This is a genomic window from Catenulispora acidiphila DSM 44928 (assembly GCF_000024025.1).
Taxonomy (GTDB): Bacteria; Actinomycetota; Actinomycetes; order Streptomycetales; family Catenulisporaceae; genus Catenulispora; species Catenulispora acidiphila.
Window position 1 is genome coordinate 4,943,282 of sequence record NC_013131.1, and the last position, 24,618, is coordinate 4,967,899.

The following is a 24,618-nucleotide window of genomic DNA, read 5'->3' on the forward strand; positions in this document are numbered from 1 at the left end:
CCTTTCAGTTCTCTCTTCTCAGCCCTCACTCTTCTCAGCCCACGCCGACCGGCTGCGGCGGTTCAACGGTGGTCATCGGCCGCGTGAATGCCCGCAGCTGCGGCGTCTTCACGACGATCAGCGCGAGCGCGCCCAGACACAGCACGCCGCCGCTGACCAGGGCGACTGATCCGGACGTCGCGGCGGCGGTCAGACCGGCGCGCAGGTTGCCCAGCTCCGGCCCGGCCTGCCCGGCGATCTGCTCGGCGGCGGCGACCCGGCCGAGCATCTCGTTGGGCGTGTTGAGTTGGACGACGGTGCTGCGCGAGACCACCGCCAGGGTGTCCGCGGCTCCGGCGACGCCCAGGCACGCCAGCCCGAGCCAAGCGTTCGAGACCAGGCCGAGCGTCAGCAGCGCGGCGGCCCACACCGTCGAGCCGAGCAGCATGACGGCGCCGGGCCGCGGCAGCCGCGTGAACGTCCCGGAGAACACCGACGCCGTGACCCCGCCGACCGCGATCGCCGCCAGGAACAAGCCCAGCGTGCGCGGATTGCCGCCGAAGCGCTCGGCGTTGAGCAGCGGAAACAGGCTCACCGGCATGGTCAGCACGGTCGTGGCCAGGTCGGTGAGCAGCGCCCCGCGCACCGGCGCGGCGTGCATCAGGTAGCTGAGACCGTCGGCGACGCCCCGCAGCCCAGCCCGCGGCGCCTGCACGGCCCGCATCGCCATCCGCGGCAACCGGAACGCGCCATAGAAGGCGACGCCGAAGGACAGCGAGTCGACCAGATAGCACCCGCCGACCCCCGCCGCCGCAACGACCAACCCCCCAACCGCCGGCCCCACCATCATCGAACCCTGAAAAGCGATCCGATTCAGCGCGATCGCCGCCCCAAGCTGCTCAGTCCGCACCAACTGCGGCAAGAACGTCCGAGCCGCCGGCCCACTCCCCGCCCCGAACAACGACTGCCCCGCCACCACCAGCAACACGCCAACCACCGGAAACGTGCCGAACAAAGCCTGCAAAGCGAGCAACGCCGAGCACGCCCCCTGCCCAGCAGTACACGCCAGATAAAAGCGCCGCCGATCAAGCCGATCAGCCAAAGCCCCCGCAAACAACCCGAACGCCACCAACGGCACCGCCTGCGCCAACCCAATGGCCCCAGTCCAAGCAGCACTCCCAGTACTCCGCCACACCTGAAACAGCACCGCGACAGTGGTCATCTGCCCACCAAAACTCGAACAGACCCCACTCACCCACAACCGCCGAAACGCCACCGACTCCCGCAACGGAGCAGTATCCGCAAGCATCGCCCCCACCCGCCGACCCACCCTCGACCACCCGCCACGCCCCACCCCCGGGCGCGGCACGCGCCAGAACCCGCCCGAGCCAGACCGCGACTCGCCCCGCAGAGACCCCGCCGAACTCTGCGACATACCCGGACCCCGCTGCAGCGCGCTCTGCGATGACCTCGCCGAGCGCTCCGGCGCGCCGCGATCTGGTCGCAGTTCGCGCTGTGGTGACTTTGGCTCGTGCTGCGCGGTGCTCGGACCTGGCTGTCGCGTGCTCTTGGGTGACCTCGGCGAGTGCTCCGGTGCGCTGTGATCTGGTCGCGATTCGGTCTGCGGTGATGTCGGCGCCTGCTGTGCGGCGCCCAGACCTGCCTCCGATTCGCTCTGCGATGACCTCGGCGGGTGCTGCGCGGCGGCCGGACTTGGATGCGATTCAGCCAGCTGCGACACCGGCGAGCTGATGCGCTGATGTTGCTGCGGCGCGGGCTGCTGGGACTTCGGCTGGCTGGCGTGTGATTCGTGCTGGTGCTCCGGCGAGTTGGCTCGCGGGTCCTGCCACGCCTGGCTCCCTCGCGCTCGTCGCGGCTTGCCTATTCGCCACGCCATGCGGGGTCCTCCCTCAGGCGCTCGGTGATTCGGTCGTGGAAGCTCTTGCGGGCTAGGGCTTGTTCGATGTCGGTGACTGCTTGGGTGATGGGGTAGGGGATTTCGGCTTCTAGGTCGGCGAGGGTGGCTTCGGTGGCGCGCCATTCGGCGGCTAGGCGGGGGGCTAGGTGGCGGGCTTTGGGGGTGAGGTCTACGTGTTTGGTGCGGGCGTCGGGGCCGGGGGTGGTGCGGACTAGGCCGGCGGCTTTCATGGCGGCGACTTTTTGGCTGAGGGCTGAGTGGGTGCGGTCTACTGCTTCGGCTAGTTCGGTGATGGTCATGGGGCCGGTGCGGTAGAGGCGGAGGAGTTCGCGGACCCAGGTGGGCTTGACGCCTTTGATGGCGGCGTCGGCGTAGACCTGGCTGATGGCCGCGTCTATGGAGGCCACCAGGGCGTGGAGGGGGCGCCAGAGGCTGGTGTCGGTGGGGTCGTCGAAGGGCTGGTCGGCGGGGTGGTCGGCAGCGGGCTGGTCGGCGGAGTGGTCCGCGAATGGCTGGTCGGCGGGGGGCATTGGGGAATCGTAACAGTGCTTATAGAAGTGCTGTTGTAATTATTCCCGGCGAGCCGTCACTCTTGGTGGTGGTGCGATCACTATGTTGAGCACAAAGTGGACGACAATGGCGGACGACAGGAAAGGTGGCCCGTCCGGTGACTGCCCTCGGAGGAGATGCCGGGTCCGCCGGGGGGTCCGGCCGCTCCCTCCGCGGTCGCACGCCGATCCTCGCGGCGGCGCTGCTCTCGGTGGTCCTCGCCCTGATCTGGGCTCGCTACCTGGCCGGGGTCGGGGGAGACCTCGCCGCGCAGTGGTCCTGGGCCGATTTCGCCGCCAAGTACCCCGGCTCCGCCTATGACCTGGCCTGGTACGGCGGCATCCATCCCGCGTCCTACAGCCTGCTCGCCCCGTTCCTGATGGCGGCCGTCGGGGTGCGGGCGGCCGGCGCGTTGTCCGTCGTGATCTCCGCGGTGCTGCTCGCGCACCTGCTTACCAAAGCCGGGCTGCGCTGGCCGTTGCCGGTGGCGTTGTGGGGGACCTTCGCGCTGTGGTGCGACCTGGCAGCTGGCCGCGTGACGTTCGCGATCGGGCTCATGTTCGGCCTGGCCGCGGTCGCTGCCGCCGGGACCGAGCGGACGCCCGGGTGGGTCCGCATCGCCCTGGCGACCGCGCTGTCCTTCCTCGCCGTCTGCGCCAGTCCGCTGGCCGGGTTGTTCGTCGAGGTCGCCGCGGTGGCCCTGCTGCTCACCGGACGCCGCCGCGCCGGCCTGGCGCTCGGCCTCCCGGGACCGCTGGTCGTGTTGCTGACCAGCATCTTGTTCCCGTTCTCCGGGGTGGATCCGGTCGAAGGCTCGACGGTCATCGTCACCGCCGGCTGCGCGCTCGCCGTGGCCCTGCTGGCGCCGACCGGTCCGGCCGCCGCACCGGTGTGGCGGGTGGTCCGCGTCGGAGCCCTGCTCTACGCCGCCGGCGCCGGCCTCACCCTGCTCATCGACACCCCGCTCGGCAGCAACGTCGAGCGCCTCGCGCTGATCTTCGGCAGCGTCGTCTTCCTCGCCGCGCTGTGTGCCCGCGGCGACCTGCCGTGGCCGTGGCCGAAGTCCCGGCCGAGGCTGAGCATGCGGCTCCGTCTCCGGCTTCCCGGACTGCGCACCGTAGCGCTGCTCATCGCGTTCCTGATCGCTGGCTACTGGACCGTCACCAGCGACATCGTCGGTATCCCGATGCCCTCGTCGCGCGCGCAGGGCGCCGGGCTCGTCGCGGAGCTCAAGAGCCTGCACGTCGAAGCCACCGGCACGCGCGTGGAAGCCATCCCGATGCTGAACCACTGGGAATCCTGGGGTCTGATCGACGTCGCCGAACTGGCCCGCGGCTGGAACCGCCAAGCCGACGTGCAGCGCAACCCCCTGTTCTACGACGGCGGACTCACCGCCGCCGGATACCACGACTGGCTCCAGAAATGGGCCGTCGGCTACATCGCAGTGCCCGTACTCCCCGCCACCGAACTGGACTACTCGGCGCGCGCCGAGGCAGCCGTGGTCGCCACGAAACCCCCATGGCTGCGCCAGATCTGGCAGGACTCGACCTGGCGCCTGCTGAAGTTCACCGACGCCGTCGCCCTGGTCTCCCCGCCGGCCACCGTCGTCGAGACCGACGCCGCGCACATCGTCCTCGACGTCCCCGCGCCCGCCACCACCACACCGGTGACGGTCCGCGTGCAGTGGTCACCCTGGCTGCGCGTCTCCGGTCCCGGCAACGCCTGCCTCGGGAAAGACGGCGAGGACTGGACGCAACTCCAGGTCAGCGCCCCCGGGCGCTACACGATCGACAGCGACTACGAACTCCCGCGCGGCTCGGAGTGCCCGAGCTCGTAACTCAGCAAGAAGTGCTCGACCAGCATGTCGATGAACCGGTCGTCCACCGGATCACCGGTCATCAGGACCCGGTGGTAGATCGGCCCGACGAGCAGGTCCACCGCCGCCGGCACGTCCACGTCCGCGGGCAGCTCGCCCCGCTCGATCGCCCGGTCCAGCGGCGCGCGGTCGCGCTGCCGCTGCTCCTCGAGGTACTGCGTGCGCAGCCTCTCGCCGAAGGCGGCGTCATGCTGGGCGTGGCCGATCAGGGCCTTGAAGACCGCACCGGCGTCGTTGGTGGTCAGGAAGTCCGCCAGCCGCCGCAGATGCGCGCGCAGATCCTCCGCCAACGTCTCGTGCTCCTGCGGAGCCAGATCCCGCGCGGCGTCCTCCAGGAACGTGTCCAGCAGGATGTCCGTCTTCGAACCCCACCAGCGGTAGATCGTCTGCTTGGCGACGCCGGCAGCCGACGCGACGCCCTCGATCGTGACGCCCGCGAACCCCTTCTCCACGAGCAGATCGTCCGCTGCCTGGAGCACGGCCCGCCGCGCGTCCTCGCTGCGTCCGTGCCGGTTGCCGTGGTGGCGCTGTTCGGCCAACCGAGCCACCTCCTCATTCGCCGTACCGACGTGATGCCGTGCCCTGATCGTGAGGGACAGGATAGAGCCGTCCGCTGTAGACAAGACGCAACGTTGCGTCTACTCTACCGGACATGACCTCGATCAGCACCCCGAGCACCCCGAGCATCCCAAGCGCCCCCAGCACCCTGCGCGACCCCCGCGTCGCCGAACCCCTCCGCCGCCTGTTCGCCGCCGCGCAGCAGGACGACGCCGCCTACCAGCGCGCCCTGGCCCGCAGCCCCGAAGGCTTCACCGACACCGACGCCCAACAGCGCGCCGACGCCTGGTCGGAGATCTACATGCCGATCTCCGCCGACGCCGGACGCCTGCTCTACACCCTCGTCCGCGCCGTGAAGCCGCGCACCGTAATCGAGTTCGGCATGTCCTACGGCATCTCCACGCTGCACCTGGCCGCCGCGGTCCGCGACAACGGCGTCGGGCACGTGGTGACCACCGAGATGTCCGCGGCGAAGATCGAGGCGGCGCGCGCCACATTCGAGGAAGCCGGACTGCGGGACGTCGTCACCATCCTTCAAGGCGACGCCCTCCAGAGCATCCCGAAGCATCTGGACGCCGACGGCGCCGGGTCGGACGTGGACTTCGTCCTGCTGGACGGATGGAAGGACCTGTACACGCCGGTCCTGCGCGCCCTCGAACCGCACCTGGTCCCCGGCGCCCTGGTCATCGCCGACGACACGAGCTTCGACTCGGTCCAGCCCTACCTGGCCTACGTGCGCGACCCGGCCAACGGCTACGAAGGCGTGACGTTCCCCGTTGAGGACGGCATGGAAATCAGCTGCCGCCTATGACCAGCCGGGCGAGGGCCTCCGCGGACGGACTCCCGGGCGCCGCCTGGTACACGATGATCACCTGCTGCTCGGCGCCGCCGACGGTCAGCGCCTGCCGCCGCAGCGCCAGCTCCCCGACGATCGGATGCGCGAACCGCTTGAGCTCGTCACGCGAAGGGCGCGCGTCATGCCGCACCCACAGGCGGCGGAAGTCCTCGTCGCCCTCCAACTCCGCAATGAGCTGAACGGTCTGCGGGTCGCGCACGTCAGCCTCCGCCCGCAGCGCCGCGACGGTCTGCTCCGCGATCTGCGGCCAATCCGGCAACAACCGGCGCACCTGCGCGGAGAAGAACATCTCCCGCGCCAGGTTGCGCCCCGGCTCGTACATCGCGGCCAGCGCCCTGGCCGGCTTGTTGGCGGCCAGCACGTCGAAACGCCTGTTGCGTACGTAAGCCGGAGTGTCGGCCCACGCGTCGAGCAGTCGGTGCACGTCCTCGCTGACCTCGGGCTCGGCGGAGGGCTCGCTGTCCGGCGCCGCGAGCGCGTAGAAGTGCGCGGAGGCATCGGCGTCCAGCTCCAGCGCCCGAGCCAGCGCCGAGAGCACCTGCGGCGAGGGATGCCGGTCGACGCCCTGCTCCAGCCGGGTCAGATACGGCTCGCTGATCCCGGCCAGCCGCGCCAGCTCCTCGCGCCGCAGCCCGGCGACCCGGCGCCGTCCGGACAGCGCCACCTCCCGGTCCGACGGCGCGATCCGCGACCGCCGAGCCTTCAGGAACTCTCCCAACAGGTTGTCCGAACCCATGGCGCGAGGGTAACCCCGCGGGGGTGCTGGTTGCAGATCAGCGGTCGGCGGACGATCGAGCTATGAGCGATCTACGCATGAATACAGAGCGAAACACGAAGACATGGTTCATCACCGGCGCGTCCCGCGGCTTCGGCCGGATCTGGGCTGAGGCAGCCCTTTCCCGCGGCGATCGTGTCGCGGCGACGGCGCGCCGTCCGGAGTCCCTGCAACCGCTTGTCGACGTCTACGGCGACGCCGTCCTCCCGCTGGTGCTCGACGTCACCGATCGCGCCGCCGCCTTCGCCGCGGTCGCCCGGGCCGCCGAGACCTTCGGTCGCCTCGACGTCGTGGTCAACAACGCCGGCTACGGGCTGTTCGGCATCGTCGAGGAGGTCACCGAGGAACAGGCTCGCGCGCAGCTCGACACCAACCTGCTCGGTCCGCTGTGGGTGACGCAGGCCGCGCTGCCGTATCTGCGCGAGCAGGGCAGCGGCCACATCCTGCAAGTGTCCAGCCTCGGCGGGCTCGCCGGCTTCCCGACGCTGGGTCTGTACAACGCCTCCAAGTGGGGTCTGGAGGGCATGAGCGAGGCGCTGGCTCAGGAAGTCGGCCCGCTCGGCATCCACGTCACGATCGTCGAACCCGGTCCGTACGGCACCGACTGGTCCGGCGGCTCAGCAGTGCACGCCGAGCCGATGGCGGCGTACGAGCCGATCCGCGAAGCCCGTCGCGCCGGCGCCACCACCCGCGCGCCGCAGGACCCTGCGATGACCGCCGAGGTCATCCTGGAACTGGTCGACACCGAGGAACCGCCTCTTCGGCTGTTCCTCGGCGCCTACCCCTATCCCGTCGTCGAGGCCGCGTATCGCAAGCGGTTGGAGACCTGGGAGGCCTGGCGTCCGCTGGCCACCAAGGCTTGATCCGCTAGAGAATCCGCCACAGGTGGTCTGCGGACCCGTTGTCGTCGAACTGCACGACGTTCGCCGAGTCGGCCGTGGACGTGTTCGCCACGCCGAGCACCAGGCCGCTGTTCTTGTTCTGGATGCGGAACCACGGACCGCCGCCGGGGCGCAGCCGCCACAGGTGGTCGGCGGTGCCGTTGTCGTCGTACTGCACGACGTTCGCCGAATCCGTGGTCGCCATGTTCGACACGCCCATGACCTTGCCGGAGTTCTGGTTCTGGATCCGCCACCAGCCGCCGGAATCGCTCAGGAAGGTCCAGCGGTGATCGGCGGTGGCGTTGTCGTCGTACTGCACGACGTTGACCGAGTTCGCGGTGGACATGTTCGCCACGCCGAGGACCAGACCGCTGTTCTTGTTGACGATCCGTACCGGCCCGTCGGGAATCAGGGTCCAGAGATGGTCCGCCGTGCCGTTGTCGTCGTACTGGACCACGTTCACCGAGTCGGCGGTCGACATGTTGGCGACGCCGGCGACCCGTCCGCTGTTGACGTTGCGGATGCGCATCCGGCCGTCGCCGTTGTCGATCAGGGTCCAGACATGGTCCAGGGTGTTGGTGTTCTCGAACTGGACGACGTTCGCCGAGTTCGCCGTCGACATGCCGTCCACGCCGAGCACCAGACCGCTGTTCGCGTTACGGATGCGGACGTTCCCGTCGCCGTTGTCCAGCAGCTGCCAGACGTGGTCGGCGGTTCCGCTGTCGTCGAACTGCACGACGTTCGCCGAGTCGCCCCAGGACATGTTCGACACGCCCATGACCTTGCCGCTGTTGGCGTTCAACAGCCGGAAGTAGCCGCCGGGCTGGGAGAAGGCGTTGCCGCTGGAGCCGGCGGCGGGGAACGCGGTGATCCGCAGCCGCGCCGCACCCATCGGGATCAGGGTGACGTTGGTCGTCCCGGACGTTTGGAAGGGTCCGGTCGGCAGCTCCGTGGCGACGTTCTGATCGTCGGTGGTCCACTTGGCGATCTGCGCGGCCGGTGCGGTGATGCTGACCGGCACGCTCTGCTGCGTGAACGGGTTCGCTGGCACAGCGCCGCCGGCGGCGTGGAAGGACAGAGCGCCCGCCGGGTTCGCCGCGGGCAGCGAGAGCCCGTAGTTCCAGGGCGTCGTGGCGTGCACCTCGTACTCGGGGAACTCGGAGTTCCCGGCGAACTGGACGTAGTTCTCGCCGATCTTCAGCGAGTAGTCCAGCGCGCCGTTCGACACCGACAGCGCGCCGCCGATCGCGCTCCACGTCCTGACGACGGGAGTGGAAGGCAGCTGGATCGTCACCGTGTCCCCGGTGTGCCAGGTCCGCGAGATCGAGGTGTAGGCGGGTCCTGCCGGTGCGCTCACGTGCCCGCCGTTGACCGCGACCGCCGGAGCCGAGCACCAGCCCGGGACGCGCAGGTACAACGGAAACGTTGCCGGGGCGGACATGGTCAGCGTCAGCGTCACGGACTGCGTGAACGGATACCCGGTGGATTCGGTGATGGTGACCGAGTGGCCGCCGGACACGTTTGCGGTGACCGAGCAAGGGGCGTACATCACCGCGCACAGACCGTTGTCCGGCGTGGCGGCCCACAGCTCCTCGGTGAAGTACGGCCAGCCCTGGCCGTAGTTGTGCGGGCAGCAGCGGTACTGGTCCACGCCGGGCATGTACGCCTGCATCGCCCAGGCGTTGCTGAACTGGCCGTGGGTCTTCGCGGTGTTCGACAGGTCCACGCTGTTCGCCGAGGTGATGTAGTGCGTGCCCTTGCCCTGCGGATCCAGGGTGGCCGGCAGCATGTTGAACGCCAGCTGCTCGCAGCGGTCGGCCCAGACCGGGTCGCCGGTGAGCCGGTTCAGCAGCTCGTGGCTGGCCATCAGCTCCACCACGCCGCAGGTCTCGAAGCCCTGGCGGGGGTCCGCGTAGCCGATCCGGCCGTTCTCGTCGCCGGTGAAGCCGCCGCCGGGGAACTGACCCCAGCGTCCCATGATCGACGCATAGTTCTGATACGCGTTCTGCGTCATGCCGGACTGGCCCGAGCGCAGCGCGTATACCGCCGGTTCGCGGAAGCCCTGCGCCAGGTTGACGTTGTGCGGCGTGGGCAGGTTGTTCAGCCAGTTCGCGCTGTTGGCGTGCATCGTGTCGGCCAGGTTGAGCAGGAAGGCCTCCCCGGTGCGGTTGTAGAGCCAGTAGACGACGTCCAGGCCGTCGGCGACGCGGAAGGAGAGCCAGTAGGCGGAGAACACCGAGCCGGGCTGCGCGTTCATGAACCGGAGGAACGCGGTCATCGCGTTCAGGACCTGCTGGCTGCCGGTGTACTCCTGGTAGCTGCGCAGCGCCTGGAGCAGGGGCAGGTACGGCCAGAAGTCGGCTTGGCCGTTCTGGTTGGTGCGCAGGTAAGCCGGGCCGAAGAAGCCGTCGGCGGCTTGTGTGGCCAGGATGCCGTTGATCCAGTTAGCGGTGTCGGCCAGGACTGCGGCGTTGCCGGTGACGTAGCCGAGGTCGCCGTAGCCGCGCAGCCAGTAGGGCACCTCCTCCCAGCCGGTCTGCGACGGGTTGAGCCAGCCGGTGGTCGACTTGTTCAGGAAGTGCGAGGTGTCCTGGTACTTGCCGCACAGACCGTCCACCTGGAGCTGGAGCTGTCCGGCGAGCCAGCCGGAGGCGCGCACGGCGCCGGGCGGCAGGCGCAGCAGCGCGGTCGGCGCCAGGGGAGCGGCGTTCGGGGAGTACAGGCCGCCGCCGGCCGGCGCGAGACGAGCCGTGGCCGCCGAGGCGGAGGACGCCAGGTACGGACCGGTGGTGAGTGCGGCCGCCGCGAGGGCGCCGGTGCGCAGCACGGCGCGGCGGGAAAGCGGCAGGGAAGGCCGCGGCGCATGGGGCAGGGACATGATGAGGCTCCGGTGGGTAGAGCAGCCCTGATTCAACGATGTAATGCCTCATTCAGGCACCAGAGCGCGCATGCGTCAAGACCCTGCGTTGAGTCGAGGAAAACGTCGTCGGACCGTCCCGGCGGGGAAACCGCAGCTCCAAGCCATTGAAGAGGGCTGAGAACGGTTTTGCCTCGGGTGAGAAGAGGGTTGACACACCTTCGCCGGACGTGCATGACTAGCGTTACATCGTTGGAAACACCGCACCACGGAACGCGACCCCGATTCCCCCGTGACGAGGATGTGACCATTTCCCATGCGTCCCATGCGCCCGCGTGTAAGAACACTGACCAGGCCCGCGATAGCCGCGGCGGTCGCCGCCGCCTGCCTGGCCGGCACCGCCGCCTGCGCCAAGTCGGCGCCCAAGGCCGCCGCCTCCGGCGCCACCTCGACCGGGACCGCGGCCCAGCAGGTGGTCGCCACCTCCGCCTCCGGTCCGGGCTGCACGTCCCAGACCTACGGCGGCGGCGTGGCCCAGCTGAACCTGACCGACCCCTCGACGATCGTCGGGTTCTCGCAGTCGGAGTCCACGAGCAATCCCTTCCGGTCCACCGAGACCGACTCGATCACCAACCAGGCCAAGTCGCTGGGGGTCAAGCTGATCCAGCGCAACGCCAACGCCGACGTCAACGCTCAGAACTCGCAGATCGAGGACATGATCGCGCAAGGCGCGAAGGTGCTGATCGTGGCGCCGGAGAACTCCGACGGTCTGGGCCCGGCGCTGGCTGAGGCCAAGGCGAAGAAGATCCCGGTGCTGACCATCGACCGCACCGTGACCGGCACCGCGTGCAGCGACTTCATCGCCTTCATCGGCTCGAACTTCTACGGCCAGGCCCAGATCGCCGCCGACGACCTGGCCACGGCGACCGGCAGCCAGGCCAAGGTCGCGATCCTGTCCGGCACGCCGGGCAACAACGTCACGACCGACCGGACCAACGGGTTCCAGGACCAGGTCAAGGCCAAATACCCGAACATGACCGTGGTCGCCTCGCAGACCGGCAAGTTCGACCAGACCGACGGGCAGTCGGTGATGGCCCAGATGCTGCAGGCCAACCCCGGCATCACGGCGGTCTACGCCGAGAACGACGAGATGGCGCTCGGCGCGATCCAGGCGATCACCGCCGCCGGCAAGAAGCCCGGCAAGGACATCAAGATCGTCTCCATCGACGGCACGCAGCAGGCGGTGCAGGACGTGGCCGCCGGCACGATCTACGCCGACGTCGAGACCAACCCGCGCTTCGGTCCGCTGGCCTTCTCCTCGCTGCAGGCGTTCTTCGGGACCTCCGGGGTCGCCAGCAAGGTGATCATCAAGGACAGCCACTTCACCCAGGCCAACGCCCAGCAGGCACTGTCCGGCGGCCAGGTCTACTAAGAGCGGGTGGCGCGGGGATCTGCGACGTCTGAGATTCCTGGGTCCACTGAGGAGGAACCGTGCCGACAAGGCCGGATGAACCAGACCCCTCCGCGCTGCCGGAGGCAGGAGCGCCCACGGGCGCTCCTGCCGCGTTGCAGGCGCGGCAGGTGGTGAAGAGCTTCGGCGGCGTCCACGCCCTGCGCGGCGCGGACCTGCTGGTGCGCCCCGGCGAGGTGCACGCCCTGATGGGGGAGAACGGCGCCGGGAAGTCCACCCTGATCAAGCTGCTCACCGGCGTCTACCGTCCCGACGACGGGGTCGTCGCGCTGCACGGGACCGAGCGCTCCTTCCGCACGCCGCTGGAGGCGCAGGCCGCGGGCATCTCCACGATCTACCAGGAAGTGAACCTGGTGCCGATGATGTCGGTGGCCCGGAACCTGTTCCTGGGGCGCGAACCGCGCCGGTACGGCCTGGTCGACGTGCGCGCGATGAACCGGATGGCCGGGGAGATCCTGGTGCGCTACGGCGTGCGGGTCGACGTCGCCGCGCCGGTGCACACGCTCGGCTTGGGCGCGCGGCAGATGGTCGCGCTGGCCCGGGCGGTGCGGACCGACGCGCGTGTGGTGATCATGGACGAGCCCACCTCCAGCCTGGAGCCGCGCGAGGTCCAGACCCTGTTCGGGGTCATCAGGACCCTGCGGGAGCAGGGCGCGGCGGTGGTGTTCGTCAGCCACCGGCTGGACGAGTTGTACGAGATCTGCGACCGGGTCACGGTGCTGCGCGACGGCCGGACCGTGCACACCGGACCGATGGCGGCGCTGCCGCGCACCGAGTTGGTCGCGCTGATGCTCGGGCGCGCATTGCTGGCCGCGCACGAGGGCCGGGTCACCGCGTTCGCGCCGGACAAGGCGCAGCGGCGGCCGGCGGCGGACGACGCGGCGCTGGGGGATCTGCTTCCGGCGGCACGGGGGCGCTGGGGGCGGGGTCGGGACCGTCAGGCGGGCGGTCCCGATACCCCGGCTGCCGGGCAGGCGGCGCTGAGCGTCAGCGGGCTGACCGACCGGCACCGGCTGCGCGACGTCAGCTTGGAGGTCGCCTCCGGCGAGGTGGTTGGCTTGGCCGGACTGCTCGGCGCGGGACGCAGCGAGACCGCGCAGGCGGTGATCGGCGCGCATCCGGCGTCCGGCACGGTGGCGGTGCGCGGGCGGCAGATCCGGCGGCGCAGCCCGCAGGCCGCGGTGCGGGCCGGGATCGCGATGCTGGCCGAGGACCGCAAGGCCGAGGGCGTCATCCCGGGGCTGTCGGTCCGGGAGAACATCGTGCTGGCGGCGCTGCCCCGGCTCTCACGCGCCGGGATCGTCTCCACCGCGCGCCAGGACCGGATCGTCGAGTTCTTCATGACCCGGTTGCGGATCAAGGCCTCCAGCCCGGAGCAGAAGGTCCAGGACCTGTCCGGCGGCAACCAGCAGAAGGTCTTGCTGGCGCGGTGGATGTGCCTGAACCCGCGGGTGCTGCTGCTGGACGAGCCGACCCGCGGCATCGATGTCGGAGCGAAGGCGGAGGTACAGACGATCGTCGATCAGCTTGCTGCGGAAGGGGTCGGGGTGCTGCTGATCTCCTCCGAGCTCGACGAGTTGCTCGAGGGCTCGGACCGAGTCGTGGTGCTGCACACCGGATCGGTGGCGGCGCGGCTGGAGGGCGAGCAGGTCACGGCGCCGAATCTGATGCGCGCGCTGGCCGGGGAGCGGCCGGAGGGCCAGGAGCTCGACGAGTCTGATTCGCCCAGCGGGTCCGAACCCGGGGGAGCGGACGACCGCGAGGAGGGTGCGTCATGACCGCCGCCGTCATCGAACCCGTGGACGGCGCGGGTGCCCGCGACCGGATCCTGGATCTCGCGCAGAGCTACGGCGTCTACGCGGCGCTGGCGGTGCTGATCGCCGTGGCGACCGCGATGAACGGCGACTTCATGTCCACGTCGAACTGGCGCGTGCAGCTGTTCCAGGCTGCCCCGACCGTGCTCGTCGCGCTCGGCATGGCGCTGGTCATCGGTACCGAGGGCGTGGACCTGTCGGTCGGCGCGACGATCGCGCTGGCGGCCTCGGTCATCCCGCTGTACATCGGCTACGGCCCGGTGCCGGCGATCGCGCTGGCGCTGGTGCTCGGCGCGGCGGCCGGACTGGTCGGCGGCGCGATGGTCGCCTTCGCCGGGGTGCAGCCGATCGTGGCGACCCTGTCGCTGATGATCGGCTTGCGCGGACTGGCCGAACTGCTCAACGGCGCGACCGCCAAGCCGGTGGCCGACGCCTCGATCCTGGACCTCGGCGAGCAGAGCGTGGCCGGGCTGCCGCTGATGGCGTGGCTCGCGCTGGCGGCGACCGGCGTGGTGGCGTACACCGTGCGGCGCACCACCTTCGGCCGCCAGCTGGTCGCGATCGGCGACAACAAGCGCGCGAGCCTGCTCGCCGGGCTGCCGGTGAGCCGCGTGCTGGTGACCGTGTACGTGCTCTCCGGAGTGCTCGCGGCGCTGGCCGGCGTGCTGATCGTCGGGCACGGCGCCGAGGCCGACCCGGCGAATCAGGGACTGAACATGGAACTGAGCGCGATCACCGCGGTGGTGGTCGGCGGCACGCCGCTGTCCGGCGGCCGGGTGCGGGTGCTGGGCACGGTCGCCGGCGCGATGTTCATGCAGCTGGTCTCGGCGGTGCTGATCCAGCACAACGTGCCGACCTCCACCACGCAGATCGTCGAGGCCGTGCTGATCTGCCTGGCCGTCTACGTGTCCAGAGAGCGGGGGACGCGATGAGCGTGCGGACGTCGGAAACCATGGCGCCGGTGCCGGCTCCGCCGCCGCGCACCGGCCGCGACGGACTGCTGGAGACCCCGCGCGAGCGCTGGATCCGGCGCGCCGAGCGGCGCGGGCCGCTGGTGGTGCTGGTAGCGGTGTGCGCGGCGGCGACGATCGCCTCGCCGTCGGACGCGTCCTGGTCGGACGTGAGCACCATCCTGGGCAACAACGCCTTCGTCTGGCTGCTGGCGCTGGGGATGACCTTCGTCATCACCACCGGCGGCATCGACCTGTCGGTGGGATCGCTCTACGCGCTCGGCGGGGTGCTCGCGGCGCGCGGCTCGGCGCACGGACCGTGGCTGGCGATCCTGCTGCCGCTGGTGGTGTGCGCGGCGTGGGGCGCGGTGCAGGGGGTGCTGGTCGCCTATGGCGGGATGGCGCCGTTCATCGTCACACTGGCCGGACTGCTCGGCGCGCGCGGGCTGCTGCAGGCGCTGACGAATCAGGGCTCGACGACCTACCTGGTCCCGACGCACTCCTGGTTCCGGCATCTGGGCGCGGGGACATGGGTCCCGGTGGGCGTCGTGGCAGCACTGTTCGCCCTCGGCTGGATCCTGATGGAACGCACCGGCTACGGCGCGACCCTGACCGCCATCGGCGGCAACCAGGACTCCGCGGTCCTGCTCGGCCTGCCGGTGGCGCGCGCGAAGGTGCTGGTCTACCTGCTGTCCGGCACCCTCGCCGGCGCGGCGGGCGCACTAGGCGGCGCACGCCTGGGCTCCGGCGTGACCACGATCGGCCTCGGCTACGAACTCACCGCCATCGCCGCGGTGGTCATCGGCGGCACCCTGCTGACCGGCGGCTACGGCACGATCGGCGGCACCGTCTGCGGCGTCCTGCTGCTGGCGGTGATCCACCACCTGATCGACCGCTACCTGTCGCAATACGGATCAGCGATGACGGACGCGGTGAACGGCGCCTTCCTCGCCGTGGTGGTCCTGGCCCAGGCCCTGCTCGAGCGCTCGCGCCGACGATGACCGGCGCGGCAGCGGGGTCGGGGGCGGAGACACGAGCGGGGGCGGAGACGGGGTCGGAGACAGGGTCGGGGGCGAAGACGGCGGCGCACGGTCGCCGCGCCGGTCCGTCGGGCGGGGCGTGCCCGGCGGCCGTGGGAGACGCGTGGCCGGGCCCGGTGGAGGCCCGGCCCGCGTTCGGCGGGGGGCGGTGGCGCGGGGTGATGGAAACCGGGTCGGCGCCCGGCACATCGCGGCGCTCGAGAACACTGGCCAGCTCGGCGATCGGCACACCGCAGCACCCGCCGCTGCCATCGCGATGGGCAAGTGAGTTCCGGTTCGCGATCGGCAGCGGTCGGCAGGGCTTGATGTGCTTGGCGGCCGGCACATCGCGGCGCTCAAGAGCACTGGCCAGTTCGGCGCCCGGCATACCGCAGCATCTGCCGCTGCCATCGCGATGCGCGACTGAGTTCCGGGTCGCGATCGGCAGCGGTCGGCGGGGCTTGAGGTGGTCGGCGCTCGGCATACCGCAGCACCCGCCGCTGCCATCGCGATGGGCAAGTGAGTTCCGGGTCGCGATCGGCAGGGGTCGGCAAGGCTTGATGTGGTCGGCGGTCGGCAGATCGCAGTGTTCGCCATCACCGCCCCGGCCCGCCTTCCTACTCCCCGCTGCTCTCCCGCACCACCAGCCGGTGGCCCGGCTGAATCAGCCGTCCCGGCTCCCCGTAGCCCTCCGCGATGCGCTGCAGCAGGGCGTCCACCGCGGCTTCGGCGATGCCGGTCTTGTCCGGCGCCACCGTTGTCAGCGAGGGGATCGCGTACTCCGCCTCTTCCACGTCGTCGAAGCCGACCAGGGCGATGTCCTGTGGCACGCGCAGTCCCGCCTCGTGGATCGCGCGCAGTGCTCCCAGGGCCATCAGGTCGTTGAAGCAGAAGACTGCGTCGGGTCGCTCTGGAAGTTTCAGCAGGCGGCGCATCGCGGCGGCGCCGTCGGGGCGGAAGTAGGCGCGGACCGGGGGGCACAGGGCCGGCTCGGCGGGGAGTCCGGCTGCTGCCAGTGCTTGGCGGTAGCCGGCCATGCGCTGCTGGGCGGTGGCGCGGGGGCTCGGGTCCTGCCAGCCGATGGCGGCGATGCGGCGGCGGCCGGCGGCTATGAGGTGGTCCACGGCTTCGCGGGCGGCGGTCACGTTGTCGATGTGGACGTGGTCGCAGACCAGTCCCAGGTCCGCTTCGCCGAGCAGGACCAAGGGGATCTGGCGTTCGCGGGCGGCGAGTTCGTGCTGGTCCAGACCCAGGGGGCTGAGGATGACGCCGTCGATCATCGGGTCGCCCAGGCCGCTGGCTATGCGCAGTTCGGCTCGGGGGTCGCCGGCGGTGTCGTCCATCAGGACCGTGCAGCCGTGGCGGCGGGCGGCCGCGATGACCTCGACGGCCAGCTCCGCGAAGTACGGGGAGGGCAGTTCGGGGAAGGCCAGGGCTATCACGCCGCTGCGGCCGGTGCGCAGCTTGCGGGCCGCCACGTTGGGGATGTAGCCCAGCGCGTCGATCGCGGCCTGCACTCTGGTCCGGGTCGCGGCGGCTACGTGCACCGTGCCGTTGACCACGTTGGACACCGTCTTCACCGAGACGCCCGCGGCCTCGGCGACGTCCTTCAGCCGCGGCGCGGATCCGGCGCCGTTCGTCCCGCTCGTCGCCTCGCCCATCGCCCCACCCATGTGATCTGATGTCAGTGTTCCAACGTTAGAATAGCTCATTTCCTGACAATCTACACAAGACATCTTCACAAGACTCTGATGCAGACGCCGAGGAGCACCCCGTTGCGATCTTCAGCCCTCCGACCTTTCGGCATCCTGCCCGACGGCACCGCGGTCGACAGCTGGCGGCTGACCGACTCCTCCGGAGCCCAGGCCACGATCCTCGCCTACGGCGCCACCCTGCAGGAACTCACGACGCCGGATCGTGACGGTCGGATCGCCAACGTCGTCCTCGGATTCTCCGAGTTGTCGGACTACATCGAGCGCGCCGCGTATTACGGCTGTGTCGTCGGACGCTACGCCAATCGGATAGCCGGCGGCACCTTCGCCCTCGACGGCCGCGAGATCCGCCTGCCGCTCAACGACGGCCCGCGTCCCAACACCCTGCACGGCGGCACGCCCGGCTTCGGCGCCCGCCTGTGGACCGCGCCGGACGGCATCGTCGAGGTCGGCGACGCGAACGGTGCCGACGGTGCTGCCGGTGCCGACGGCGCCGCTGGCACCTCGCTCACCCTCACCCGCGTCAGCCCCGACGGCGAGGAGGGCTTCCCCGGCGAGCTCACCGTCAGCATCCGCTACACCCTCGCCGCCGGCCGCCTCACCCTGGACTACCGCGCCGAGACCACCGCCCCGACCGTGCTGAACCTGTCCAACCACGCCCGCTTCAACCTCGCCGGCGAGGGCGTCGGCAACGTCCTGGACCACGAACTGACCGTCGCCGCCGACGGCTTCCTCCCGGTCGACGAGGCGCTGATCCCGCTCGACGGCGCCGCCCCGGTCGCCGGCACCCCCTTCGACTTCCGCACCCCGACCCCGGTCGGCGCGCGCCTGGCCGACCCGCACCCGCAGCTGGAAACCGTCGGCGGATACGACCACTGCTTCGTCCTGCGCGGCGGACGCACAGCGGTCCCGCGCCCCGTCGTCACGCTCCGCGACCCGGCCAGCGGCCGCACGATGCAGATCGCGACGACCGAACCGGGCCTGCAGCTCTACCTCTCCTCCGAGCTCGACGGCACGCTGACCGGCCTCGGCGGGCGCCCGTATGAGCAATACGGCGGCATCGTGCTGGAGACCCAGCACTTTCCCGACTCCCCGCACCGTCCCGACTACCCCTCGACAGTGCTCCTACCAGGGCGTTCCTTCACTTCGACGACGGTCTACGCCTTCGGCGTCCGCACTTGAGCGGTTCATGGAATATCCCGGCGCGGACCGCGTTACAGCACAACGGGCCCGATCGTTCATCGCACCGTCAACCCCGCGAAGAGCGCTGGAGGAACATCATGAAGCCTGCAACCCACCCCGACTACCACGCTGTCGTCTTCCGCGACCAGGCTGCCGGATACGCCTTCCTCACCCGGTCGACCGCGACCAGCGGGCAGACCGTCGAGTGGGAGGACGGCAAGACCTATCCGGTCATCGACGTCGAGGTTTCCTCGGCGAGCCACCCCTTCTACACCGGCAACAGCCGCGTGGTGGACACCGCCGGACGCGTCGAGCGCTTCAACCGGCGCTACCAGCGTCCGACCAAGGGCGAGTGAGTCCGGCTCCCCTTGTCATGCAAGGCATCCGAGCACTCCTTAGAATTCCGTTGAGGAATCGGGGCGCCCGAGGTCAGGGTCGCGTATAACGATCCTGGTTTATGTCCCGCTTTAGCGGGTCGGGTCGAAGGGGTGCCATGGAGGACAAGCAGACGATCCCGCTGCCGCCGGAACCGTCAGCTGCGGGACGCAGGCGCACGATCGCCATCGCGGCGGGGGCGGTCGTCGCCGTCGGGGTCGGCGTCGTGTCGGTGGTGGCTGTGGCCGGCGGCTCGTCCCAGCCCCACAAACCCGCCCTCGGCGCGGCGGCCGCGATCAGCAGTCCGGCGCCCTACGTCGCCGATTCCGACGGCGGGTACTCGCAGCAGCCGCAGTTCACCTGGTCGCCGCGGCCCGGAGTGCCTTCGCCCTCCGCGCCCACGACCGCTCCCGTGTCCTCCACGACGCCGCCCAGCGCGCCGCCGCCCTCGGGACCGGTGACCGTCACCTCGCACGCGCCCACCACGACGCCGCCGAAGACCGTGACCAAACCGCCGGTCTCGACGGCCACCAGCGCACCGCCACCGCCACCCGCGACGAGCAAGGCACCGACTCCGTACCAGATCAGCGGTACGGTCTCTTGCGTGTCCGGGCACTCGGTGGAGGGGGTCTGGGTACAGGCCTCCCAGGGCGCGGGCTACTCGCCGTGGCAGGGCATCGGCAACGGTTCGACGTCGCGTTACTGGTACACGCTGCCCTCGACGATGGCGTTCTCGCTGCACGTCGGCTGCGGCGGGACGACCGCTTCGTGGGCCGTGGCGGTGACCACGCCGGACGCGTCCGGACCGGTTGCGAACTTCACCTGCCACGACATCGCCGGGCAGGCGGAGTACGGGAAGTGCGACTTGCAGTAGCGATGCAGTAGTGAGTCGCGAGTAGCAAAGTAATCAGTCGCCTGATATACCGCTCTCAGGCGTCCAGCCGCAGCAGTTCCCGTCCCGCGCGGATCACCGTTTCCCGCACCTGCTGCGGATCGTCGAGTTCGGCGGCTGACAGCGCGCCGTCGTGCAGCAGCACCAGAACGCGCCCCGCGTACTCCGGATCCGGATGCCCCGCGCGCTCGGCGAGCCGCGTCACCGTGTCCTGGAACCAGGCGCGGTGGTCGGCGACGGCCACGCGGATCGGGTCCTCGGGGTCCGGGTATTCGGCCGAGGCGTTGATGAAGTGGCAGCCGCGGAAGCCCGCGGAGCACGTGACCTGGCCGATCAGCTCCAGCAGCGCCGCGGCACTCTCCTGCGCCGTGCCCTGATCGAGCGCTTCGGCGACCGCTGCGCGCAGGTCGTCGTCGGTGGCCCGCAGGTAGGCCTCGACCAGGTTCTCCTTCGCCGGGAAGTGGCGGTAGAAGGTCGCCCGCGTCACGTTCGCCTCGGTGACCAGGCGATCGACCGGGACCGTGTGGATGCCCTCGGTGTAGAAGAGCCGGCGCGCGGTGTCCAGCAGGCGGTCCTTCGGGCTCGGCGCGGTGTTCGGCATGCCTCCGATGGTAGTGGACGGAACGTTCTGTTGACTTCGGTCCGCGGGCCCGCCTAGAGTCGGACGAAAGGAAGAACGAACGTTCTTTCCGCTGAGAGGATTCGACTTCATGTCTTCCCGCTTCGCCACCTTCCTGGAGCGCAACGAGGCCTTCGCGGCCACCGACGCCAAGCTCCGCGTCCCCGAGATCCCGTTCATCCCCTTCCGGCAGGTCTATCTGCTGACCTGCATCGACCCCCGAGTCGAGCCGGCCGCGATCGCGGGTGTGGACCTGGGAGAGGCGATCATCGCGCGCAACATCGGCGGCCGCGTCACCGACTCCGCGATCAACGACCTGGCCTGGGTCTGCCACCTGCACGAGAACAAGACGCCCGACGCGGACTGGTTCGAGGTCGCGATCCTGCACCACACCGACTGCGGCTCCGGCCTGTTCGCCGACCCCGACCTGCGCCGCTCGTTCGCCGAGCGCGGCGGATACGACGAGCGGACGGCCGCCGCGCTGGCCGTGCTCGACCCGGCCGCGACGGTCCGTCACGACGTCGAGCTGCTGCGCCGCGCGCCGGTCCTGGCCGGGAGCATCGCCAAGCTCAGGATCGGCGGGTACGACTACGACATCAAGACCGGTGCGATCACCACGGTCGTGGCTCCGTAGCGAAGACGTGGGCGACGTGGGCGACGTGGCCGGCGTAATCGCCTGGCGTCTTGGGAGAGGCGGTCATCTGCGAGGACAATGGAAACCGATGTCGTTGCCATCTTTGCGTTGGTACGCAAATATGCGATTCACTGCGGGTGTCACCTTCGACAAGCCGGCCCGGGCGGAGCCAAGTGTCTGAGCAGATCCACGAACACGCCGAGCACGATCACGGCGACGGCCACGGTCACGGCCACGAGCGCGGCCATGGCCACAGCCACGGCGTCGCGCTGGACGCCGACCGGCGCTGGCTGCTGATCGGGCTGGCGCTGATCCTCGGCTTCATGGCGGTCGAGGTGGTCGTCGGCGTGCTCGCGCACTCGCTGGCCCTGCTCTCCGACGCCGCGCACATGCTCACCGACGCCGGCTCGATCCTGCTGGCGCTGTTCGCGATGCGGCTGGCGGCGCGTCCGGCGCGAGGCGGCTACACGTTCGGCCTCAAGCGTGCCGAGATCATGTCGGCGCAGGCCAACGGCGTCACGCTGCTGGTGCTGTCGGTGGTCCTGGCCTTCGAGGCGGTACGCCGGCTGATCAACCCGCCGGAGGTGACCGGCGGCTTGGTGCTGGCCACCGCGCTGGTCGGCGTGGCGGTGAACATCGCGGCTGCGTGGTCGATCTCCAAGGCGAACCGCACCTCGCTGAACGTCGAGGGCGCCTTCCAGCACATCCTGACCGACTTGTACGGCTTCATCGCCACCGCGGTCGCCGGCCTGGTGGTCGTGCTGACCGGCTTCGCCCGCGCCGACGCGATCGCCACCCTGGTGGTCGTGGCCCTGATGCTCAAGGCGGGCCTGGGTCTGGTGACGGCGGCGGGCCGCATCTTCCTGGAGGCGGCGCCCGCTGGCGTCGACCCGGATGAGGTCGGGGACCAGATGGCGGCGGTCGAGCAGGTGATAGAGGTCCACGACCTGCACATCTGGGAGATCACCTCGGGCCAGGCGGCGATGAGCGCGCACGTTCTGGTGGTCCCCGGTGGCGACTGCCACAAGGTGCGCCGGGTGCTGCAACGCCAGTTGCTCGCCGAGCACGGCATCGGCCACGCGACGCTCCAGGTCGACCACCTCGGCGACGCCGAGGCCGAGATACTGCAGATCTCACACACGGTGCCCGACGGAGATCTGGGGCACTGCGAGGACAGCCATGGTCCGGTGCATCGGACCGGGCCGCACGATCACTGATGCAGTGATGCCAGCGCGCTCACCGCAGCCGCGAGCTCCGCGCGCCGCGGCGGACCGGAGACCCGGTGCGTGATGCGGCCGGTGCCGTCGAGTAGCAGGACGGTCGGGGTGCGCAGCACTGTCAGGCGGCGGGCGAGGTCGAGGTGTTCCTCGGCGTCGATGTCGAGGTAGGCGACGGTGTGCTGGTCGGCGAGTTCGGTGAGGACGCGGCGAGTCGGGCCGCAGTAGCGGCAGACCTTCGAGGAGAACTGGACCAGGGTGGCTCGGGGGTCGAGGTCGATGCCGAGGTCCGCGGCGCTCAGTCGCTCGGCGGTCGCGGATTCGTCGCGGACCGTACCGTCGCTCCGTTTGCGCCACAGTCCGAACGCCGACGCGGCCGCCAACGCGCCTACGGCCGCCGCCACTCCCGCCAGATCCATGCTGGACACAGTGCCGCCGTCTCGAGGGTTATTCCCGCCTTGTCCGGTGCATGAGACGCACGTTCCCTCGCGGCATGCGGCCACCTACCGTGGCCTGATGACGGAATCGCAGGTCACCAAGCGCTCCGGTGCCCAGGGCATCGACGTCCGCGGGCCGAGGTTCGGCGCGACCGTGACCACCGTCGTCCTTATCATCGTGCTTCTTACCGGGAGCGGTTGGCTGCTGGCGGCGCAGGCGCTCGTGTTCGCGGTCGGTGCGTTCGCCGGGCTGCGGCGCGCGCCGTACGGCTTGCTGTTCGCGCGCCTGGTCCGTCCGCGCCTCGGGCCGCCGACGGCGTTCGAGGACGAGGCGCCGCCGCGGTTCGCGCAGGGCGTGGGCCTGGTATTCGCGGTGGTCGGGGCGGTCGGCTATCTCGCCGGTGTGCCGGCGCTGGGCATCGCCGCGACCGCGTGTGCCCTGGCCGCGGCTTTCCTCAATGCGGCATTCGAGTTCTGCCTCGGATGCGAGATGTATCTGCTGCTGGTGCGGCTGCGGGGACGAGCCGCCTGACCTCGGCACTGGTGGGACTGCCATTGCCCCACGTTTGCAATACCGCGCGCGCTTCCCTAGGGTCCTGACCAAAGTCAGCGGCCTGTTCTTCCATACAACCGCTGACAACACGCGCTTTTATGGAGTACGAGCCCATTGGGCTAGGGGGGTAGATTCATGTCCACTCGTCCTCGTATACCCGTGTCGGTCGGCGTCGCCTGCGCCGCGCTGCTGCTCGCGGGATGTTCGAGCTCTGGCACGATCGGCGCGGGCACGACATCGAGCACTGGCGGGAGTGTCACCGGCGGGGGCATCACCGGCGGCAAGACCGGAGGATCCTCAGGCGCGACCGGCACCGACTCCGGCTGCGCCCAGGCGATACTCGCCATCCAGGGCGCTGAGAAGGCCCAGAACTCCGCCAGCCCGCAGACCCAGCTCAAGGGCGTCCAGACCTCGATCGGCCAACTCCGCTCCGCCGCCCAGACCACCCGCAAGCCCGGCGGCAAGGACGCGATGAACAAGGTCGCCGACGACCTCCAGACCATCATCAACCAGGCCGAAAGCGGCCAGACCCCCAGCACACAGCAGGCCCTCAACGACGCCCAGGTAGTCGCGACCATCTGCGGCGTCTGACCCCGACCGGCCTCCCGCCGACTTCTTCGCGCGCCGCCGGCTGTCCGGCGGCGCTGCTGGCGCCGGCTGCACGATCTGCCCGAGCTGCCAGTCCGCGCGGGCATGCCCAACCTGCTGATCCGCCGGTCTGCCGGTTTGTCTGAGCTTGCCGGTCTGCCGGTCTGCCCGATCCTTCTCGAGCCGGTCCGCCTTGCCCGCCCCGCCGCACCGCCGCGAGTGTCCGACCCCGACCTACCCGACGCGCACCCCGTCCAGGAACAGAGCCACCATCTGCGTGCCCAGCTCTCGGCGCGTCAGTGGGCCGTCGGGGCGGAACCAGCGGTGGATCTGGACCACGCTGCTCAGGAATGTGTTCGTGATGACGCTGGCGGCTACGTCGGCGCGGAACACGCCGGCTTTCTGTCCTTCCTCGATCAGGTCCTGGAAGAGGTGTTGGTAGCGGCGGCGTTCGGCGCGGACGGCGGCGGCGTGTTCGCCGGCTACGAGGTGCATGGAGCGGGCCCAGACGGTCAGGGGTTCGGCGTGGTCGTCCATGTGCGCGAAGAGGTCGGTGACGGCTAGGTGCAGGCGGGCGTCGGCGGGGGTGTCGGCGGCGGCGATGGTCTTCAGGCGTGAAGTCTGTTCAGCGAGCAGTTCGCGGTAGATGCTGGTGAGCAGTTCCTCCTTGGAGCTGAACCAGTGGTACAGCGCGCCCTTGGTGACCTGTGCGGCCTCGACGATCTGGCGAGTGGTCGTGGCCTCGTAGCCCTGGCGGCCGAACAGCTCCGTGGCCGCGGCGACGATCCGGTCCCTGGCCTCGCCGCGCGGCACCCTCGTCCGATCCTGCTCAGCCATGTCGCTCCTCGTCAGGCCCGTGATCCGACCCATTGACTTCGGGGGATTCCAGACGATACTAAGCGCCAA

Annotated in this window: 23 protein-coding genes; 14 read left to right on the forward strand and 9 right to left on the reverse strand. The window is 70.2% G+C overall.

Features of this window, described 5'->3' with window-relative positions:
* Positions 1-34: 34 nt before the first annotated feature.
* Both CACI_RS21545 and CACI_RS21550 read right to left on the reverse strand, forming a co-directional pair.
* The gene (locus CACI_RS21545; protein ID WP_049872056.1) at positions 35-1,288 is read right to left on the reverse strand and encodes an MFS transporter; all 1,254 of its coding nucleotides are present in this window, start codon (positions 1,286-1,288) and stop codon (positions 35-37) included.
* Positions 1,289-1,860: 572 nt separating this feature from the next.
* The gene (locus tag CACI_RS21550) at positions 1,861-2,427 is read right to left on the reverse strand and encodes a MarR family winged helix-turn-helix transcriptional regulator (RefSeq protein WP_015792950.1); all 567 of its coding nucleotides are present in this window, start codon (positions 2,425-2,427) and stop codon (positions 1,861-1,863) included.
* Between the two features lie 137 nt (positions 2,428-2,564).
* Between CACI_RS21550 and CACI_RS21555 the strand changes: the two genes are divergently transcribed.
* The gene (locus CACI_RS21555; RefSeq protein ID WP_015792951.1) at positions 2,565-4,283 is read left to right on the forward strand and encodes a hypothetical protein; all 1,719 of its coding nucleotides are present in this window, start codon (positions 2,565-2,567) and stop codon (positions 4,281-4,283) included.
* On the opposite strand, the gene CACI_RS21560 is transcribed toward CACI_RS21555, so the two are convergent.
* Complete coding sequence (locus CACI_RS21560) at positions 4,244-4,861, reverse strand: TetR/AcrR family transcriptional regulator (protein WP_015792952.1); 618 nt, start codon at positions 4,859-4,861, stop codon at positions 4,244-4,246. The genes CACI_RS21555 and CACI_RS21560 overlap by 40 nt on opposite strands.
* 113 nt (positions 4,862-4,974) lie before the next feature.
* Between CACI_RS21560 and CACI_RS21565 the strand changes: the two genes are divergently transcribed.
* Positions 4,975-5,691, forward strand: coding sequence for an O-methyltransferase (locus CACI_RS21565; protein ID WP_015792953.1), 717 nt, complete (start codon positions 4,975-4,977; stop codon positions 5,689-5,691).
* On the opposite strand, the gene CACI_RS21570 is transcribed toward CACI_RS21565, so the two are convergent.
* Positions 5,675-6,472 carry a helix-turn-helix domain-containing protein gene (locus CACI_RS21570; protein WP_015792954.1) on the reverse strand — a complete coding sequence of 266 codons (798 nt, stop codon included), beginning with the start codon at positions 6,470-6,472 and terminating at the stop codon, positions 5,675-5,677. The two genes, CACI_RS21565 and CACI_RS21570, sit on opposite strands and share 17 nt — an antisense overlap.
* Positions 6,473-6,549: 77 nt before the next feature.
* Between CACI_RS21570 and CACI_RS21575 the strand changes: the two genes are divergently transcribed.
* Positions 6,550-7,374, forward strand: coding sequence for an SDR family oxidoreductase (locus tag CACI_RS21575; protein ID WP_015792955.1), 825 nt, complete (start codon positions 6,550-6,552; stop codon positions 7,372-7,374).
* Positions 7,375-7,378: 4 nt separating this feature from the next.
* Here CACI_RS21575 and CACI_RS21580 read toward each other — a convergent pair whose 3' ends face one another.
* Positions 7,379-10,240, reverse strand: coding sequence for an RICIN domain-containing protein (locus tag CACI_RS21580; RefSeq protein WP_041542155.1), 2,862 nt, complete (start codon positions 10,238-10,240; stop codon positions 7,379-7,381).
* 325 nt (positions 10,241-10,565) lie between these two features.
* On the opposite strand from CACI_RS21580, the gene CACI_RS21585 reads away from it, so the two are divergent.
* The 4 genes from CACI_RS21585 to CACI_RS21600 are packed head-to-tail and all read left to right on the forward strand — an operon-like array spanning position 10,566 to position 15,485.
* Positions 10,566-11,681: an ABC transporter substrate-binding protein gene (locus tag CACI_RS21585; RefSeq protein WP_015792957.1), complete on the forward strand. Its 1,116-nt coding sequence runs from the start codon at positions 10,566-10,568 to the stop codon at positions 11,679-11,681.
* Positions 11,682-11,740: 59 nt separating this feature from the next.
* On the forward strand, positions 11,741-13,498 hold the full coding sequence (locus CACI_RS21590) for a sugar ABC transporter ATP-binding protein (protein ID WP_015792958.1): 1,758 nt from the start codon (positions 11,741-11,743) through the stop codon (positions 13,496-13,498).
* On the forward strand, positions 13,495-14,466 hold the full coding sequence (locus CACI_RS21595; RefSeq protein ID WP_015792959.1) for an ABC transporter permease: 972 nt from the start codon (positions 13,495-13,497) through the stop codon (positions 14,464-14,466). The genes CACI_RS21590 and CACI_RS21595 overlap by 4 nt, the downstream gene beginning before the upstream one ends.
* The gene (locus tag CACI_RS21600) at positions 14,463-15,485 is read left to right on the forward strand and encodes an ABC transporter permease (RefSeq protein ID WP_015792960.1); all 1,023 of its coding nucleotides are present in this window, start codon (positions 14,463-14,465) and stop codon (positions 15,483-15,485) included. The genes CACI_RS21595 and CACI_RS21600 overlap by 4 nt, the downstream gene beginning before the upstream one ends.
* A 635-nt stretch (positions 15,486-16,120) precedes the next feature.
* Here CACI_RS21600 and CACI_RS21605 read toward each other — a convergent pair.
* A complete protein-coding gene (locus CACI_RS21605) occupies positions 16,121-17,164 on the reverse strand; it encodes a LacI family DNA-binding transcriptional regulator (RefSeq protein WP_015792961.1) in 1,044 nt (347 codons plus the stop codon).
* 114 nt (positions 17,165-17,278) lie between these two features.
* On the opposite strand from CACI_RS21605, the gene CACI_RS21610 reads away from it, so the two are divergent.
* The 3 genes from CACI_RS21610 to CACI_RS21620 all read left to right on the forward strand — a co-directional run bounded on the left by CACI_RS21610 (position 17,279) and on the right by CACI_RS21620 (position 19,646).
* Positions 17,279-18,397, forward strand: coding sequence for an aldose epimerase family protein (locus tag CACI_RS21610; protein ID WP_015792962.1), 1,119 nt, complete (start codon positions 17,279-17,281; stop codon positions 18,395-18,397).
* Between the two features lie 98 nt (positions 18,398-18,495).
* A complete protein-coding gene (locus CACI_RS21615; protein WP_015792963.1) occupies positions 18,496-18,753 on the forward strand; it encodes a type B 50S ribosomal protein L31 in 258 nt (85 codons plus the stop codon).
* 137 nt (positions 18,754-18,890) lie between these two features.
* Positions 18,891-19,646 (forward strand): hypothetical protein, encoded by a 756-nt coding sequence (locus CACI_RS21620; protein WP_015792964.1) that lies wholly within the window; start codon positions 18,891-18,893, stop codon positions 19,644-19,646.
* Positions 19,647-19,701: 55 nt separating this feature from the next.
* On the opposite strand, the gene CACI_RS21625 is transcribed toward CACI_RS21620, so the two are convergent.
* Complete coding sequence (locus CACI_RS21625; RefSeq protein WP_015792965.1) at positions 19,702-20,265, reverse strand: TetR/AcrR family transcriptional regulator; 564 nt, start codon at positions 20,263-20,265, stop codon at positions 19,702-19,704.
* A 109-nt stretch (positions 20,266-20,374) separates the two neighbouring features.
* Between CACI_RS21625 and CACI_RS21630 the strand changes: the two genes are divergently transcribed.
* Entirely contained in the window at positions 20,375-20,917 is a 543-nt protein-coding gene (locus CACI_RS21630) for a carbonic anhydrase (protein WP_015792966.1), read from the forward strand.
* A 173-nt stretch (positions 20,918-21,090) separates the two neighbouring features.
* Positions 21,091-22,134 carry a cation diffusion facilitator family transporter gene (locus CACI_RS21635; protein ID WP_015792967.1) on the forward strand — a complete coding sequence of 348 codons (1,044 nt, stop codon included), beginning with the start codon at positions 21,091-21,093 and terminating at the stop codon, positions 22,132-22,134.
* On the opposite strand, the gene CACI_RS21640 is transcribed toward CACI_RS21635, so the two are convergent.
* Positions 22,128-22,553 (reverse strand): thioredoxin family protein, encoded by a 426-nt coding sequence (locus CACI_RS21640; protein ID WP_015792968.1) that lies wholly within the window; start codon positions 22,551-22,553, stop codon positions 22,128-22,130. The two genes, CACI_RS21635 and CACI_RS21640, sit on opposite strands and share 7 nt — an antisense overlap.
* Positions 22,554-22,650: 97 nt before the next feature.
* On the opposite strand from CACI_RS21640, the gene CACI_RS21645 reads away from it, so the two are divergent.
* Positions 22,651-23,103, forward strand: a complete 453-nt coding sequence (locus CACI_RS21645; protein WP_015792969.1) for a DUF4395 domain-containing protein — start codon at positions 22,651-22,653, stop codon at positions 23,101-23,103.
* A 156-nt stretch (positions 23,104-23,259) separates the two neighbouring features.
* Entirely contained in the window at positions 23,260-23,715 is a 456-nt protein-coding gene (locus tag CACI_RS21650; RefSeq protein ID WP_015792970.1) for a hypothetical protein, read from the forward strand.
* Positions 23,716-23,946: 231 nt separating this feature from the next.
* On the opposite strand, the gene CACI_RS21655 is transcribed toward CACI_RS21650, so the two are convergent.
* Complete coding sequence (locus tag CACI_RS21655) at positions 23,947-24,549, reverse strand: TetR/AcrR family transcriptional regulator (protein ID WP_015792971.1); 603 nt, start codon at positions 24,547-24,549, stop codon at positions 23,947-23,949.
* Positions 24,550-24,618: the final 69 nt, after the last annotated feature.